Source organism: Jiella sonneratiae (genome assembly GCF_017353515.1).
GTDB classification, from domain to species: Bacteria; Pseudomonadota; Alphaproteobacteria; order Rhizobiales; family Rhizobiaceae; genus Jiella; species Jiella sonneratiae.
On the sequence record NZ_JAFMPY010000001.1, the window covers coordinates 1 to 13,813 of the forward strand.

Genomic DNA, 13,813 nt, shown 5'->3' on the forward strand with positions numbered 1-13,813 from the left:
CCGCACGCAACGGCCTCGTCATCGCTCGCCTACGGCTACGCGATAACGAGGCCGTTGCGCATTCGGCACCCGAAGAGGGGGCCCGTTTGAACGCCGATGAGGGGTCCCGTTCCGAAGCCGTTTGACAAACACCACCACGTCCATGGGGCGCCTGACGCTCAATATCCTGCTCAGCTTCGCGCAGTTCGAGCGCGAGGTCACGGCTGAGCGCATCCGCGACAAGGTCCGCGCCTCCCGCATGAAGGGGATGTGGATGGGCGGCTATGTCCCGCTCGGGTACGATGTGAAGGACCGCAAACTCGTGGTGAACGAGGAAGAGGCCGCCACCGTGCGGGGCATCTTCGAACGGTTCGTCGAGGTCGGCTCAGCGACCGTGCTGGCGCGCGAAATGCGCCGCAAAGGGCTCCGCAACAAGCAGGGCACATTGGTCGACAAGGGATATCTCTACAGGGTGCTGGTGAACCGCGTCTATCGCGGCGACGCCGTCCACAAGGGAAAGGCCTACCCAGGCGAGCATCAGGCCATCATCGACGAGCAGCTGTGGGATCAGGTCCATGCCATCTTGCGGCAGAACCCGCGAAAGCGCGCCAACAACACCCGCGCGCAAGCGCCTGCCTTGCTCAAGGGGCTGATCTTCACGGCCACCGGCGCCGCCATGACCCCGAGCAGCACGAAGAAGGGCGCGCGGCGATACCGGTATTACGTCTCGATGGACGTCATCAAGAATCGCGAACCCAGCGATGAGGGCATCCCGCGCCGTCTTCCTGCCGACCTCGTGGAAGCGGCCGTGGTGACCGAGTTGCGGCGGGTGATGCGCACACCCTCGATCACGGCGCAGGTCGTCGCCCACTTGGCGCGCGAGGGTCACGCCTTCGCCAAGGCCGACGTGATCTCCGCGCTGCAGACGTTCGATGACGTCTGGGGCCAGCTTTTCCCTGCGGAGCAGACGCGGATCGTGCAGTTGCTGGTGCGCCGGGTCACCGTGACGTCCGAGGGGCTGGTGATCGATGTCCGGACCGACGGTGTCTCGGGCGCCATGCGCGACATGATGGCGCCACGAAAGAAGGTGGCGGCGGAATGATGAAACCCGACGAGTCCATCCAGATCTTCGTGCCGCTCAAGGTCCGCAAGCAGAACGGGCGGCCGAAGATCATGCCGCCCGCAACCTATCTGCCGAGCGAAGACCGGACGCAGGATCCGCATATCCTGCGCGCCATTGGCCGGGCGTGGGGCTGGCGGCGGCGCATGGAGGCTGGCGAATTCAACACGGTGACCGATCTGGCGAAAGCCGTGGGGCTCGCCGAACGCCATGTCAGCCGACAGCTGCGGCTAGCCTATCTCGCGCCGGGTGTCCTCAAGCGACTGGTCTACAAGCGCGAGGTGCCCGCCGTGACCCTGTTGAAACTGACCGACGTCGCGGCCCTGCCATGGCACGAACAGCCCGAGAGGGTGTTCGACTGAGGCTCAGTGAAAGCTCGCCTGAAACGTCGTCGCGGTCAGCGAGACATGCGCGTCCAGTGGCGGGTGCAGTTCGAACGCCTTCGGCTCGCGTGAGAAATTCCACAGCCGGAACAGACGCCATTCCGACCGACGCTCCTCGGCCACGGCCAGTTCGTTGCGGGTGATGTGGAAGGGCGTGCGCTCCCATCCGTTCGTCGTCTTGACCTCGATCAGCCGTGCCCGGCCGTCCAGCCCGAAACTCGCGATGTCGTAGCCCGCGCCGTCGCCATCCTCCTCCGACACCCAGCGCACCTTGCGCGCCAGATCGTCTCGTCCCGCAGTCCGCAAGGCCGCGCGCTCATGCGCCAGCACGCACTCCTCGCCCGCGCGGCCGAGGGCCCGGTTGCGGTCGTCCCGGCCCGCCACGTCGAACTTGCGGGCGATGTGCAGCATCTGCTCCAATTCCTGCGGAGGCGGCTGGTTTGACAGCGTGGGCGGTGGCCCGATCCAGATCTGCGCTGCCTCGCGCAAACCGCCTGCGGATTGCAGGCCAGGTTGGCGCCCGAGCCAGGCCGGGTTCAGCGCCAACCACCGTACCACGGCATCCACCAGGGTCATCTGGAAGTTGAACGCGGGCTTGTAACCGGGGATCCAGTCCTCGCCGAGCCCCTTCAGCACCGCGCTGATGTTCTGGTGCTTGAACTCGACGGACCCTTCGGACCGGTCGTTCAGCAGCGGGAGGAGTGCGCGGCGATGCTCGGCCTTGCTGTAGCGGCGCCCGGAAATGTCGTCGGCCAGCATCGCGAAGTAATCCGCGACGATCAGGTCGTTCTCTTCATCCGTCCAGGGCCCGTTCGACATTCCGCCAGGCTACGGGCGCGAAGTCTGTTTGTCATCAGAGACTTCCGGCAGGCTCCAGGCTAGCTTCGAACGCTGCCGGCGGACTTGGGGATCGGCCTCCACGGAGCCGTCCTTCTGACCGTCCTGCGCCTTCGTGTCGGTCTCCGTCACCGGATTATTTCGCGAACGGGGCGAACCCATGAACGCGGCAACCCATTGGAAATACAAGACTGTTTTACGCCGTCCCGTGGCCGTCGAGGGGCGCTCGAAGAGAGACACGGGCCATTCGGAGACCCATTCTGCGTCAACCGCTGGGTCTCCGAAGGGCGGATGGCCCTGCCAACGCCCTTTAAAACAAAAAGAAAAAAGGCCCCAATTGGGGCCCTTGGACGGATTCAGTATCTGAATGTGGCGGATGGGGTGGGATTCGAACCCACGAGACGGTCTCCCGCCTGCCGGTTTTCAAGACCGGTGCCTTCAACCGCTCGGCCACCCATCCTTGCCGTGAGATCGTCAGCTTTTTCGGATCTCGGCAAAGGCCGGAAACGGCTCTTGCCACCGAATTGCTGCCGAACGGCGACGCGGCAGGCTTTAGCGCCCGCCGGATCGCGGCGTCAACTCTCGGGCGTCAGCGCCGGCGGGCGAGGCGTTTCATGACGGTCCTGACCCGTTCGGACGCGCGCGCGCGAATGCCGCTCAAGGCCGGGCGCGGGGCGGCTCGAGGCTCCCCCTCGTCGCTGTGCAGGAGGGAGAGGAGCGCCACGAGCTCCGCCTTGATTTCCCGATGCTGGCGTTCGTCGACCAGCGCCGGGCCCTTGCTCTCCAGCGTCTTGCGGAAGGCCCGCATCTGCCCAAGCACCCGGATCGCGCCGAGGAGTTCCGTCTCATTGCTCTTCAGCGTGTCGATCAGCGCGATCACGTGGCGGGCGACGTCCTTCGCATTCGCCGGATCGGCCAGGATCGGCCGCAGGCGGCCTGCGATTTCCTTCGAGACGGGTTCGTTGTTCCCGGGCGACTGCGGATCCGCGACGCCCCGGTCGGCGGCGAAGCTGCGCAGGACCCAGCTGCTGGTCGCATGCGGCTTGGGCGCAGTGAAGGGATAATAGTGGTCGACCGGCCGATCCAGCGCCTCGCGCGTCGCAAGCATGGCAAAGCCCGCGAGCGTCCACAGATCCCGCAGATGCGCGACCTGCAGCACCTGCAGCTCGGCGTGAAAGTTCAGGAAATATTCTTCAAGCTCGACGACGCGAGAAAATTCCCCGGGGGCGCCGAGATAGGCGAGATAGGATTCCGCCAGGGCCAGTTCCGCCAGTTCGGTGTCGATCTCGCCGGCATCCTTCAGCCGGTAGGCGTCGACGATGAGGTCGCGCGGCAGGTCGGCGGCGTGCTCGCGCAGCTTCAGGCGACGGTTGATCCAGCTGTAGCCGAGCTTCAGATCCGGCGCCATCTGCAGATTGGCTTCGATGAACTCGATGGTCTCATGCGAGAAGCTGTCGGGCATGACGGCGCAGGCGACCGTCTTGAAGCCGGCATATTTCTCCGGGTCGCGCGCCAGAAGTTCGCGCATGCTGGCAAGCCGCCGGTTGCCGTTCACCACCAGTCCCCGGCGGGTGACCAGGAGCGGCTCCGTCTGCAAAGCATGCTGTTCCAGCTCGGCGAAGATCGGAGAGTTCTCGTCCATCGCCTTTTCGAGCAGCAGGCGGTGGAGGATGGACTGGACGCGGCGGTCGCCTTCGACGATACGTCCCTCTGCGTCCGTCGCGCCTTCTGCCCGGCACGCGAGCCGCACTTCCGAGAGGATGCGGCCGTTGTCTGCCCTGTAGATCAGTCGCGCGGCGTCGACCGCGACGATCGGCAGTTTCACATATCCATCCTGCGTGCGCACATACTGGGTGGCCTGGGGATTGCCGGTGTCCAGCCCGTCGGCCAGATCTTCCGCGGACGCTGCGGCCCGTACGACGCCGTCGGGGGAGGTCAACATGGCGATGTCCTTTCACTGCAGTCGGTTCGGCCAGCCCTCGGGGCGGCCGGCATCGAGGGGCAAACGGCCGAGGCGGCGAGGCGATCCCGCAAAGGTTCGCCAGGCGAACAGGCGACGGGTGCTTTGTAACAATTCGTGATGACAGCTTCGGTCAAGTTCGGGGCGCGCCTGATTGAGGCAAAAACATGGCAATCGCCTCTTTCACGCCATTTTTTGCGGGGGCCCGGGGACGGCCGGGAATGATCCGCTGCGGCGTCCCGCCGGCGCCGGTGTTCCGAAAATCAATATGTTGTGCGTGAACGATCAAGCCGCCCCGCCGGGCCCGGGGAATCTTAGGCCAGAACCGTCACTGTCACCGGCACGCCACAGTCAATATGGGACGCCCATGCGGCGCATCAAAGGGTTAACGGCGCCGAGATTGCCTGCGGCGAGGTTCTGTTACATCTTCGTTTCGCAATGGTGACGGGGCCGGGACGATGGCGTGGGGACGCCACGATCCGGCCGCGAAGAAAACAAAACAAAGAACGAAAAATGGCGGGGGTGTCATGGTCAGGAGAGGGGGCGTCGGCCGACAATCGGCCGGCAGGGTGATCGGCGTGATCGGCGTCGTCGCTGGAATGCTGTCGTTTGCGGGTTGCCAGGGAACGGATTCCGATGCCGGCTCGCCGCTCGAGCAGCTCGCCGATCTGTCAACGACGGTGAAGTTCGACAGCCGCACCTACGGCGTGCCGGCAAGTCCCCGCGTCACCGCGCTGAAGCGCGTGCCGAAGGGCGGCGGCCGCGACCAGATCGGCAAGCCCTACAAGGTCCGGGGCAAGTGGTACTATCCCAAGGACCAGCCCGGCTACGTCAGGACAGGCAAGGCCTCCTGGTACGGGCCGAACTTCCACGGGCGGCTGACCGCCAACGGCGAAGTCTACGACATGCACGGCCTGTCGGCGGCCCACAAGACCTTCCCGCTGCCGTCCTATGCGATGGTCACCAATCTGAAGAACGGCAGCAAGGTGATGGTCCGGGTCAACGACCGGGGACCCTTCGCCGCCGGCCGCGAGATCGACGTCTCGGCCGAGACCGCCGAACTCCTCGGCTTCAAGTCGGCCGGAACCGCCGACGTCAAGGTCGAATATGTCGGCCGCGCGCCGCTCGACGGCGACGACACCAAGATGCTGATGGCGAGCTTTAGGCCGGGCGACGGCGGCGCCGTGCCGCAGGCGACGCCGGACAGCGTCATGGTGGCAGCGGCCGAGACCCGGCGACCGGCGACCGCCGGCGGCGTCGCGGCTGCCGCCTATGGCGAGGACCTTTCCGACGCCGGCCTGCCGGGCGTCCGGGCGCCGGGCGCGCCGGTTCCGGGGGCACGGCCCGCGACGGCCGGGCAGAGCTTCGCCGCCTCGCTGTTCCGCAACTCCTTCGCCGAAGAGACCGCCGCAGGTGGCGCCGCGGCGGCGTTGCGGGGGCTGGCCGGATCTGCCGGGCCGGGCGCGTCGGCTGCCGCCGAGACCATCGCGCTCGGCGAGATCGACCCGCGGATTCTCGAACGGGTCAGGGCCGTCGCGACGGGCGAGGGGGCGCTCAGCGTCGAGAGGGACGGCGGCATCGAGACGGCGCGGATCGCCGTGTCGCGCGGCGCCGATGCCGACCGGCTGCTGAAGCGGCTCTGGCAGGTCGGCGCGACCGACGCCTTCGTCGTCCGCGACTGAGCGCATGGCCGGCGCGCGGCGCGGATCCCCGCGCCCGCGGCATCGCGTTCGCGTGAGACGATGTCGCACCGCTTGCGGGTCGCGGCCATGAGACGATAACTGGGGCCATGACGAAGCGCGACGTTGCCAGCCCCGAAAGTTGCGGCCGCGCCCCGGCCCGCCCGCCGCTCGGCGCGTGGCGCGGCGGGGCGCTGGCCTTTGCCGCCATTTCGGTTCTTTTCGCCGCGCCGCATTTCGCCGCGGCCGAGGACGTGGCGCCGCCGACGATCGAGACGAAGGCGAGGGAGGCGCTTCTCGTCGACGGCGAGACCGGCACGATCCTCCTCCAGAAGAACCCCGACAAGCCGTTTCCGCCGGCCTCGCTCGCCAAGATGATGACCATGGAGGTGGTCTTCGAGGCGATCGATTCCGGCCAGCTGGCGCGCGACACGGAATTTCCGATCTCCGTCCATGCGTGGCGGACGGGCGGGGCGCCCTCGGGCACCTCGACGATGTTCGCCGACGTGAAGTCCTCCGTCTCGGTCGAAAACCTCGTGCGCGGCGCCATCATCGATTCCGCCAACGACGCCTGCATCGCGCTCGCCGAAGGCATGGCAGGATCGGACGAGGCTTTCGCCGAGACGATGAACCGGCGGGCGGAGGAGCTCGGCCTCACCGGTTCGCACTTCGTCAATCCGACCGGCCTTCCCGCCGAGGGCCAGCACGTCACGGCGCGCGACCTCGTCACCCTGGCACGGCACATCCGTACGGAACATCCGGAACTCTACAAGGTCTATGCCGAGCCGGACTTCAAGTGGAACAACATCTTCCAGCGCAACCGCAACCCGCTGCTGAAGATCGACGTCGGGGCCGACGGGATGGAGACCGGCTACACCGAGGCCTCGGGCTATGCGCTGCTCGGCGTGACGGATCGCGGCGGCCGCGTCACCTACCTCGCCATGAGCGGCCTCGCCACCGCGAAGGAGCGCTCGGAGGAGGCGCGCCGGCTGCTCGACTGGTCGAACGACAGCTTCGAACTGCGGCCGCTCTTCGCCGAGGGGGCCGTCGTCGGCGCGGCCGACGTGTTCGGCGGCGAGACGGGCAGCGTTCCCCTGGTCGCGCCGAAGGCCATCGCCGCGCTGCTGCCGCGCGATGCCGACGAGCGCGTCTCGGCGGCGATCCGCTACGACGGCCCGCTCGCCGCGCCGGTCGCAGCCGGGGCGAATGTCGCGCATCTCGACATCATGGTCGACGGCGCAAGGGTGCTGAGCGAACCGCTGGCGGCCGCAAGGAGCGTCGGCAACGGCAGCTTTTCCGACCGGGCGATGGGCGCCGTGAGCGAACTCGCCTTCGGCTGGCTGCGGCAATTCTGACGAGAGGATCCGGGAAAGGCGTGACGGGATATCTGGTGACGTTCGAAGGCGGGGAGGGCAGCGGCAAGTCCACCCAGATCGCCCGCCTCGCCGCCCATCTGCGCGAGGCCGGCCGCGACGTGGTGATCACCCGCGAGCCGGGCGGCTCGCCCGGCGCCGAGGCGGTGCGCCACATCATCCTGTCGGGCATGGCCGAGGGTCTCGGTCCCGACTGGGAGGCGGTGCTCTTCGCCGCCGCCCGGGCCGACCACGTTTCCGAGCTGATCCGCCCGGCGCTCGAGCGTGGCGACGTCGTCCTGTGCGACCGGTTCCACGATTCGACCAGGGTCTACCAGTTCGCCGGGCGCGCCGGCGACCGCAGCCTGATGCAGCGGCTGGAGCGCGCGGCGCTCGCCGGCACCTATCCCGACCTCACCATCGTCCTCGACGTGCCGGCCGACATCGGCAGCGAGCGGGCCCGCCGGCGCCGCGGCAACGCCAGCGCGGACCGCTTCGAGAAGGACGACGCCCGCATCCAGGACGAACGGCGCCGGGCCTTCCTCGCCATCGCCGCCGAAGAGCCGGAACGCTGCGTCGTCGTCGATGGCGACCGGCCCGTCGACACCGTCGCCGCCGAGATCCGCGGCCTCGTCGACGACCGGCTCGAGGCCCGGCGGTTCGAGACGATCGAACGCTCGCTGAAGCTCGGAAAGGGACGATGAGCGCGGCCCCGGGGGCGGCGTCGATCGAGGCCTACGCGACCCACGACGAAATCGACGGCGTGCCGCAGCCCTTCGTCACGCCGCAGCTCTTCGGTCACGGCCAAGCCTTCGGCGAGATGCTGGAGGCGCGGCGCTCCGGGCGGATGCACCACGCCTGGCTGCTGCAGGGCCCGGCGGGGATCGGCAAGGCGACTGCCGCCTTCTGCTTCGCGCGGCTGCTTTCCGGGGCGGCGACGCGGGAAGAGCCGGAAGCGACGATCGGCTTTCGCAGCGACGATCCGGTGTTCCGCCAGATCGCCATCGGCTCGCTGCCGGGGCTGATCCACGTCACCCGGCCGCCGGTCGAGCGCGGCACCGGCTTTCGCACCCAGATCACCGTCGAGGAGGTGCGCCGGCTCGGCCGCTTCTTCCACGCGACGGCGTCCGGCGAGGGCTGGCGGATCGCCATCGTCGATCCGGCCGACGACCTCAACCGCTCGGCCGCCAACGCGCTTCTGAAGCTTCTCGAAGAGCCGCCGGCGCGCTCGCTCTTCCTCCTCGTCAACCACACGCCGGGCAGGCTCCTGCCGACCATCCGCTCGCGCTGCCGGCTCGCCCGTTTCGAAGAGCTCTCCGGCGACGAGCTGACGCGGGTGCTCGCCGCCTTCGGCCATCCGCTCGACCCGGACGATGCGGGAACCATCGTCCGCGCCGCCGAGGGCAGCGTGCGCCGCGCGCTGATGCTCGCCGCCAATGGCGGCGTCGAGATCGGCCGGACGCTGGAAACGCTGCTGTCCGCCGGCGAACTCGACGTCAACGGCCTGCAGGCGCTGCTCGACCAGCTGACGGGGCGGGGGCGCGAAGCCTCCTTCGAGCTGTTCCTGTCGCTGCTGCTCGACCGCGTCGCCAGGGAGAGCCATCGCCGGCTCGAGGGGGCCGACATCGGCGCGGCAGCCGCCTTCGCCGAACTCTGGCAGGCCGAGAGCCGGCGCCTCGGCGAGGGAGCCGCCTTCAACCTCGACCGCAAGCAGATGGCGATGACGACGGCGAGCCGGTATTTCGCCCTGAAGGCGGCGCTGGAGCGCCGCCGCAGCCGCGACGAGGCACTGGCGCTCGGCGATTGATTGAGCCGTCCGGGCAAATGCACTATCTGCCTCCAAGACAGACGACGTCTCGCCCCGCCCGGCGAGCGGAGCGCCGCGCACCCCTCAAGCAACCGATATCTGCGAAAGCACCATGGCCGAACGCTATTACCTGACCACCGCGATCTCCTATCCGAATGGTCGTCCGCACATCGGCCACGCCTACGAGTTCATCGCCACCGACGCGCTGGCACGGTTCAAGCGGCTCGACGGCTACGACGTGTTCTTCCTGACCGGCACGGACGAACACGGCATCAAGATGCTGCAGACCGCCCGCAGGGAGGGTCTCGAACCGCGCGCCTTCGCGGATGCCAACTCGGCCGAGTTCAAAAGGATGACGGCGGCGCTCGGCGGCTCGAACGACGACTTCATCCGCACCTCCGAAGAGCGGCACTACGAGTCCTGCCGGGCGATCTGGCAGCGCATGGCCGAAGCCGGGGACATCTACAAGGACAGCTATTCCGGCTGGTACTCGGTGCGCGACGAAGCCTATTACGGCGAGGACGAGATCACCCTGAAGGAGGACGGCCAGCGCTACGGCCCGCAGGGGACGCCCGTCGAATGGGTCGAGGAGGAGAGCTACTTCTTCAGGCTCTCCGCCTATCAGGACCGGCTCCTCGAACTCTACGAGCAGAACCCCGACTTCATCGGCCCGGCCGAGCGGCGCAACGAGGTGGTCTCCTTCGTCAGGTCCGGCCTGCGCGATCTCTCCGTCTCGCGCACCACCTTCGACTGGGGCATTCCGGTCCCCGGCGACGAAAAGCACGTGATGTATGTCTGGGTCGACGCGCTCACCAACTATCTGACCGCGACCGGCTTTCCGGGCGAGGGGGACCGCTCGGCCTTCTGGCCGGCGGACCTCCACGTCATCGGCAAGGACATCGTGCGCTTCCACACGGTCTACTGGCCGGCCTTCCTGATGTCGGCGGGGCTGCCGCTGCCGAAGCGCGTCTTCGCCCACGGCTTCCTGTTCAATCGCGGGGAGAAGATGTCGAAGTCGGTCGGCAACGTCATCGACCCCTTTGCGCTGATCGACGCCTACGGCCTTGACCGGCTGCGCTATTTCCTGATGCGCGAGGTGCCGTTCGGCCAGGACGGCAACTACTCGCACGACGCCATCGTCAACCGCACGAATTCCGAGCTCGCCAACGACATCGGCAATCTCGCCCAGCGGTCGCTGTCGATGATCGCCAAGCATTGCAATGCCAAGGTTCCGACGCCAGGCGCGCTGACCAATGCCGACGAGGCGATCCTCGCCGAGGCGCGACGCCTCCTCGTCGGCGCGCGGGAGGCGATCGACCGGCAGGAGATCCATGCCGTGCTCGCCGCGATCGTCGCCCTCGTCTCGGCGACCAACCGCTATTTCGCCGGCGAGGAGCCCTGGGCGCTGAGGAAGACCGATCCCGAGCGCATGGGAACGGTGCTCTACGTGACCGCCGAGGTGGTGCGGCGCGTGGCGATCCTGCTGCAGCCCTTCGTGCCGGAGAGCGCGGGCAAGCTTCTCGACGTCCTCGGCGTCGCCCCGGACCGGCGCAGCTTCTCGGAACTTGCGCCGGAGCGGGCGCTGGCGCCCGGCAGCGACCTCCCGGCGCCGCAGCCCGTGTTCCCGCGCTTCGTCGATCCGCTCGCCGAAGAAGGCGCGAAGGGCGGTGCGAAGGGCGGCGGCCGATGAGCCTTTTCCTCGTCGACAGCCACTGCCACCTCGATTTTCCGGATTTCGAGGGCGAGCGGGCGGATCTCGTCGCCCGCGCCAGGGAACAGGGGGTCCGGCGCTTTGTGACGATCTCGACCTTCGTTTCGAAGTTCGAGCGGCTGATGGCGATCACCCGGGAGTTCGACGAGGTCTATGCCTCGGTCGGCACGCATCCGCACAATGCAGCGGAGGAGCCTGACGTGACGGTGGCACAGCTCGTCGACCTCTCCGGCCGCGACAAGGTGGTCGCGATCGGCGAGGCCGGGCTCGACTATCATTACGACAAGAGCCCCCGCGACGTTCAGGCCAAGGTTTTTCGCACCCATATCGAAGCGGCGCGCGAGACGCAGCTGCCGCTGGTCATCCATGCGCGGCAGGCCGACGAGGACGTGATCCGGATCCTCGAAGAGGAGAGCGGGAAGGGGGCCTTCCCCTTCATTCTCCACTGCTTCTCGTCGGGCCGCGCGCTGGCGGAGGCCGGCCTCGCACTCGGCGGTTACGTGTCGTTCTCCGGCATCCTGACCTTCAGGAATTCGGCCGACATCCGCGAGATCGCCGCCGAGGTTCCGATGGATCGCCTGCTCGTCGAGACCGACGCGCCCTATCTCGCGCCGCCGCCGCACCGGGGAAAACGCAACGAGCCGGCCTTCGTGCGCCACACCGCCGCGGTGCTGGCCGAGGTCAAGGGCGTCGACCTCGACAGCATCGCGCGCCAGACCACGGACAATTTCTTCCGGTTGTTCGGGCGCATCGCCGATCCGCGCCCGGCCGGCTGACCGCCGCCCCGGACCACGTCGCAAGAGCTCATCCCGGAAGACTGTGAAGACATGACAGACCGGCTGCGCCTCACCATCCTCGGCTGCTCGTCGTCTCCGGGCGTGCCGCGCATCAACGGCGACTGGGGCGCCTGCGACCCGGCAAATCCGAGGAACCGTCGGCTGCGCGCCGCGGCGCTCATCGAGCGCCTCGGCCCGGACGGCGTGACCACCGTTGCGATCGACTGCGGCCCGGATTTTCGCGAGCAGATGCTGGCCGCGAAGGTGACGCGGCTCGACGCGGTGCTGCTCACCCATCCGCATGCCGACCATTTTCACGGCGTCGACGACCTGCGCGGCTTCATGCTCGCCCAGAAGACGCGGATCGCCGTCTATTCCGACGACGCCACCCATGAGCGGGTCCACGAGGCGTTCCGCTACTGCTTCGAGACCCCGCGGGGCAGCAACTATCCGCCGATCATCCGCCGCCTCGCGATCGAGCCCGGCCGGGGCTTCGCGGTCGACGGACCGGGCGGCCCGATCGACGTCGAGCCGTTCCTGCAGATCCACGGATCGATCCATTCGCTCGGCTTCCGCTTCGGCCCGATGGTCTATGCGACGGATGTCTCGGACTTTCCCGACGCGGCCGTCGCGGCGATCCGCGGCGCCGAGCACATCGTCATCGACTGCCTGCAATACCGGCCGCATCCGAGCCATCTCAGCGTCGAACAGGCGCTCGCATGGATCGAGCGGCTCGGCGTGCCGCAGGCGACGTTCACCCACATGCACACGCCGCTCGACTACGCGACGCTCTGCCGCGAGCTGCCGCAGAACGTCCGGCCGGGTTACGACGGCCTCGTCGTCGAACTGCCGCTGTGACCGGGCCTGCGCGCGAGCCGGAACCGGAGGCCCCGCCATCCGGCACCGCCGAGGCTCCGATCGCGCGTGAAAACCCGTTGAGACGGATGAAGCGCGCCGCGCGGCGGCTCCGGCGCGACGTGCTGGTCCTCTGGCTCGCCGCGCGCGACCCGCAGACGCCGGTCTTCGCCAAACTCGTCGCCGGAGCCGTCGCCGCCTATGCGCTGTCGCCGATCGATCTCGTGCCGGACTTCGTGCCGGTGCTCGGTCTTCTCGACGATCTGCTGATCGTGCCGCTCGGCATCATGCTCGCGGTCAGGCTGATCCCGCCCGACCGGCTCGAAGCGCTGCGGCGCGCGGCCGACCGCCGTCTCGACCGGCCGACGAGCGTCGCGGGCGCCGTCATCGTCGCGGCGATCTGGCTCGGCCTCAGCGGACTTGCCGCCGCGCTCGTCCTCGACCGGCCGGGCGTCGGCTGGCCCGGTATGGACTGACTCGACATGGACTGACTCGACATGGACCGGCTCGGCAGAGGTTCTGGCCGGCAGCGGCGCCGGGACGTTGGGGCGTTGAGGCCTGGTTGACCATGTCGCGAAGTCGGCGTCGCAAATCGCCGCTCGGTCTGGCACGGTCCGGGTTTCGTCGCCAGGATGAACCGTCCGGTGAAAGCACGCGCCGTCGCGCTGGTGTCGCGTTGCACTGGGGCCGCGGTCGCTCGCATCGTCGTGCGCTCGAACGACGCCGGGATCGGGCCACGGGCTTGCCGTACGGCTCTGACATTTCAGTTCCATAATCTATCTTATGCCACTTGGCTGTCGTGGTGATCGTGACGTCATGCGCTGCCGTGCGGCTGAGGCTTCGTCCTCAGCCCTCCTGAGACGGCTCTCCCCGCCGCGCGGAGCGCCGGCTGTCCCGCTCAGGACCGAAAATCGGCCGCGTCCTCCCGGTCGCGCAAATAGCGGCGCAGATGCGGAAACGGCGGAAGCCAGGTTTCCCGGCGGATCGTCCACAGTTCGTAGCTCGGCGCGAACTGGTCCGGCGCGTCCAGCGCGCCGAGATGCACCTCGATCTCGCCCGGGCTGGTCGAGAACACCGACGAGCCGCAACGCGGACAGAAATGCCGCCCGGCATAGGCCGCCGTCTCACCTTCGATCGCGACCGCGCTCTCGGCGAAAATGGCGGAGGCGTGAAACGGCGCGCCGTGATGCTTGCGGCAGTCGAGGCAGTGGCAGAGGCCGACGCGGTCGGGCCGGCCCGACGCCACCAGCCGCACGGCACCGCAGAGACATCCGCCGGTGAAATGGTCCATGGCTCGGCTCCCTGGCGATTTCGTCGCAGAACGTCGTCGGTCGGCATGCATCGGGCGGTGATG

Annotated in this window: 13 protein-coding genes and 1 tRNA gene; 10 read left to right on the forward strand and 4 right to left on the reverse strand. The window is 68.2% G+C overall.

Annotated features, from left to right (window positions below; genetic code table 11):
• Window positions 1-121: 121 nt before the first annotated feature.
• The gene (locus tag J1C47_RS00005) at window positions 122-1,081 is read left to right on the forward strand and encodes a recombinase family protein (RefSeq protein WP_207348666.1); all 960 of its coding nucleotides are present in this window, start codon (window positions 122-124) and stop codon (window positions 1,079-1,081) included.
• Window positions 1,078-1,461 carry a hypothetical protein gene (locus J1C47_RS00010; protein ID WP_100929109.1) on the forward strand — a complete coding sequence of 128 codons (384 nt, stop codon included), beginning with the start codon at window positions 1,078-1,080 and terminating at the stop codon, window positions 1,459-1,461. The genes J1C47_RS00005 and J1C47_RS00010 overlap by 4 nt, the downstream gene beginning before the upstream one ends.
• A 3-nt stretch (window positions 1,462-1,464) precedes the next feature.
• On the opposite strand, the gene J1C47_RS00015 is transcribed toward J1C47_RS00010, so the two are convergent.
• The 3 genes from J1C47_RS00015 to J1C47_RS00025 form a co-directional block, all read right to left on the reverse strand.
• A complete protein-coding gene (locus J1C47_RS00015; RefSeq protein ID WP_207348667.1) occupies window positions 1,465-2,301 on the reverse strand; it encodes a protein NO VEIN domain-containing protein in 837 nt (278 codons plus the stop codon).
• Between the two features lie 388 nt (window positions 2,302-2,689).
• Window positions 2,690-2,779: transfer RNA gene (locus J1C47_RS00020), tRNA-Ser, on the reverse strand.
• A 129-nt stretch (window positions 2,780-2,908) separates the two neighbouring features.
• On the reverse strand, window positions 2,909-4,261 hold the full coding sequence (locus J1C47_RS00025; RefSeq protein ID WP_207348668.1) for a hypothetical protein: 1,353 nt from the start codon (window positions 4,259-4,261) through the stop codon (window positions 2,909-2,911).
• Between the two features lie 545 nt (window positions 4,262-4,806).
• Between J1C47_RS00025 and J1C47_RS23950 the strand changes: the two genes are divergently transcribed.
• From J1C47_RS23950 to J1C47_RS00065, 8 genes are all read left to right on the forward strand, one after another.
• Window positions 4,807-5,961, forward strand: a complete 1,155-nt coding sequence (locus J1C47_RS23950) for a septal ring lytic transglycosylase RlpA family protein (protein ID WP_281065442.1) — start codon at window positions 4,807-4,809, stop codon at window positions 5,959-5,961.
• Window positions 5,962-6,068: 107 nt separating this feature from the next.
• Window positions 6,069-7,313: a D-alanyl-D-alanine carboxypeptidase family protein gene (locus tag J1C47_RS00035; RefSeq protein WP_207348669.1), complete on the forward strand. Its 1,245-nt coding sequence runs from the start codon at window positions 6,069-6,071 to the stop codon at window positions 7,311-7,313.
• A 20-nt stretch (window positions 7,314-7,333) separates the two neighbouring features.
• Window positions 7,334-8,014, forward strand: a complete 681-nt coding sequence (tmk, locus tag J1C47_RS00040) for a dTMP kinase (RefSeq protein ID WP_207348670.1) — start codon at window positions 7,334-7,336, stop codon at window positions 8,012-8,014.
• Window positions 8,011-9,117 carry a DNA polymerase III subunit delta' gene (locus tag J1C47_RS00045; RefSeq protein WP_207348671.1) on the forward strand — a complete coding sequence of 369 codons (1,107 nt, stop codon included), beginning with the start codon at window positions 8,011-8,013 and terminating at the stop codon, window positions 9,115-9,117. Before tmk ends, J1C47_RS00045 begins: the two co-directional genes overlap by 4 nt.
• A gap of 112 nt (window positions 9,118-9,229) precedes the next feature.
• On the forward strand, window positions 9,230-10,807 hold the full coding sequence (gene metG / locus J1C47_RS00050; protein WP_207348672.1) for a methionine--tRNA ligase: 1,578 nt from the start codon (window positions 9,230-9,232) through the stop codon (window positions 10,805-10,807).
• Complete coding sequence (locus tag J1C47_RS00055; protein WP_207348673.1) at window positions 10,804-11,604, forward strand: TatD family hydrolase; 801 nt, start codon at window positions 10,804-10,806, stop codon at window positions 11,602-11,604. The genes metG and J1C47_RS00055 overlap by 4 nt, the downstream gene beginning before the upstream one ends.
• Before the next feature lie 51 nt (window positions 11,605-11,655).
• Complete coding sequence (locus J1C47_RS00060; protein WP_207348674.1) at window positions 11,656-12,462, forward strand: MBL fold metallo-hydrolase; 807 nt, start codon at window positions 11,656-11,658, stop codon at window positions 12,460-12,462.
• Window positions 12,463-12,548: 86 nt separating this feature from the next.
• Complete coding sequence (locus tag J1C47_RS00065; RefSeq protein ID WP_207349062.1) at window positions 12,549-12,935, forward strand: YkvA family protein; 387 nt, start codon at window positions 12,549-12,551, stop codon at window positions 12,933-12,935.
• A gap of 422 nt (window positions 12,936-13,357) precedes the next feature.
• On the opposite strand, the gene J1C47_RS00070 is transcribed toward J1C47_RS00065, so the two are convergent.
• Window positions 13,358-13,750, reverse strand: a complete 393-nt coding sequence (locus J1C47_RS00070; RefSeq protein ID WP_207348675.1) for a GFA family protein — start codon at window positions 13,748-13,750, stop codon at window positions 13,358-13,360.
• Window positions 13,751-13,813 lie beyond the last annotated feature (63 nt).

Bases quoted from the DNA above. Each gene is read 5' to 3' on its own strand.
- J1C47_RS00010 (WP_100929109.1), top strand. From the start codon at position 1,078: ATGATGAAACCCGACGAGTCCATCCAGATCTTCGTGCCGCTCAAGGTC.
- J1C47_RS00015 (WP_207348667.1), bottom strand. From the start codon at position 2,301: ATGTCGAACGGGCCCTGGACGGATGAAGAGAACGACCTGATCGTCGCG.
- J1C47_RS00025 (WP_207348668.1), bottom strand. From the start codon at position 4,261: ATGTTGACCTCCCCCGACGGCGTCGTACGGGCCGCAGCGTCCGCGGAA.
- J1C47_RS23950 (WP_281065442.1), top strand. From the start codon at position 4,807: ATGGTCAGGAGAGGGGGCGTCGGCCGACAATCGGCCGGCAGGGTGATC.
- J1C47_RS00035 (WP_207348669.1), top strand. From the start codon at position 6,069: ATGACGAAGCGCGACGTTGCCAGCCCCGAAAGTTGCGGCCGCGCCCCG.
- J1C47_RS00045 (WP_207348671.1), top strand. From the start codon at position 8,011: ATGAGCGCGGCCCCGGGGGCGGCGTCGATCGAGGCCTACGCGACCCAC.
- metG (WP_207348672.1), top strand. From the start codon at position 9,230: ATGGCCGAACGCTATTACCTGACCACCGCGATCTCCTATCCGAATGGT.
- J1C47_RS00055 (WP_207348673.1), top strand. From the start codon at position 10,804: ATGAGCCTTTTCCTCGTCGACAGCCACTGCCACCTCGATTTTCCGGAT.
- J1C47_RS00060 (WP_207348674.1), top strand. From the start codon at position 11,656: ATGACAGACCGGCTGCGCCTCACCATCCTCGGCTGCTCGTCGTCTCCG.
- J1C47_RS00065 (WP_207349062.1), top strand. From the start codon at position 12,549: ATGAAGCGCGCCGCGCGGCGGCTCCGGCGCGACGTGCTGGTCCTCTGG.
- J1C47_RS00070 (WP_207348675.1), bottom strand. From the start codon at position 13,750: ATGGACCATTTCACCGGCGGATGTCTCTGCGGTGCCGTGCGGCTGGTG.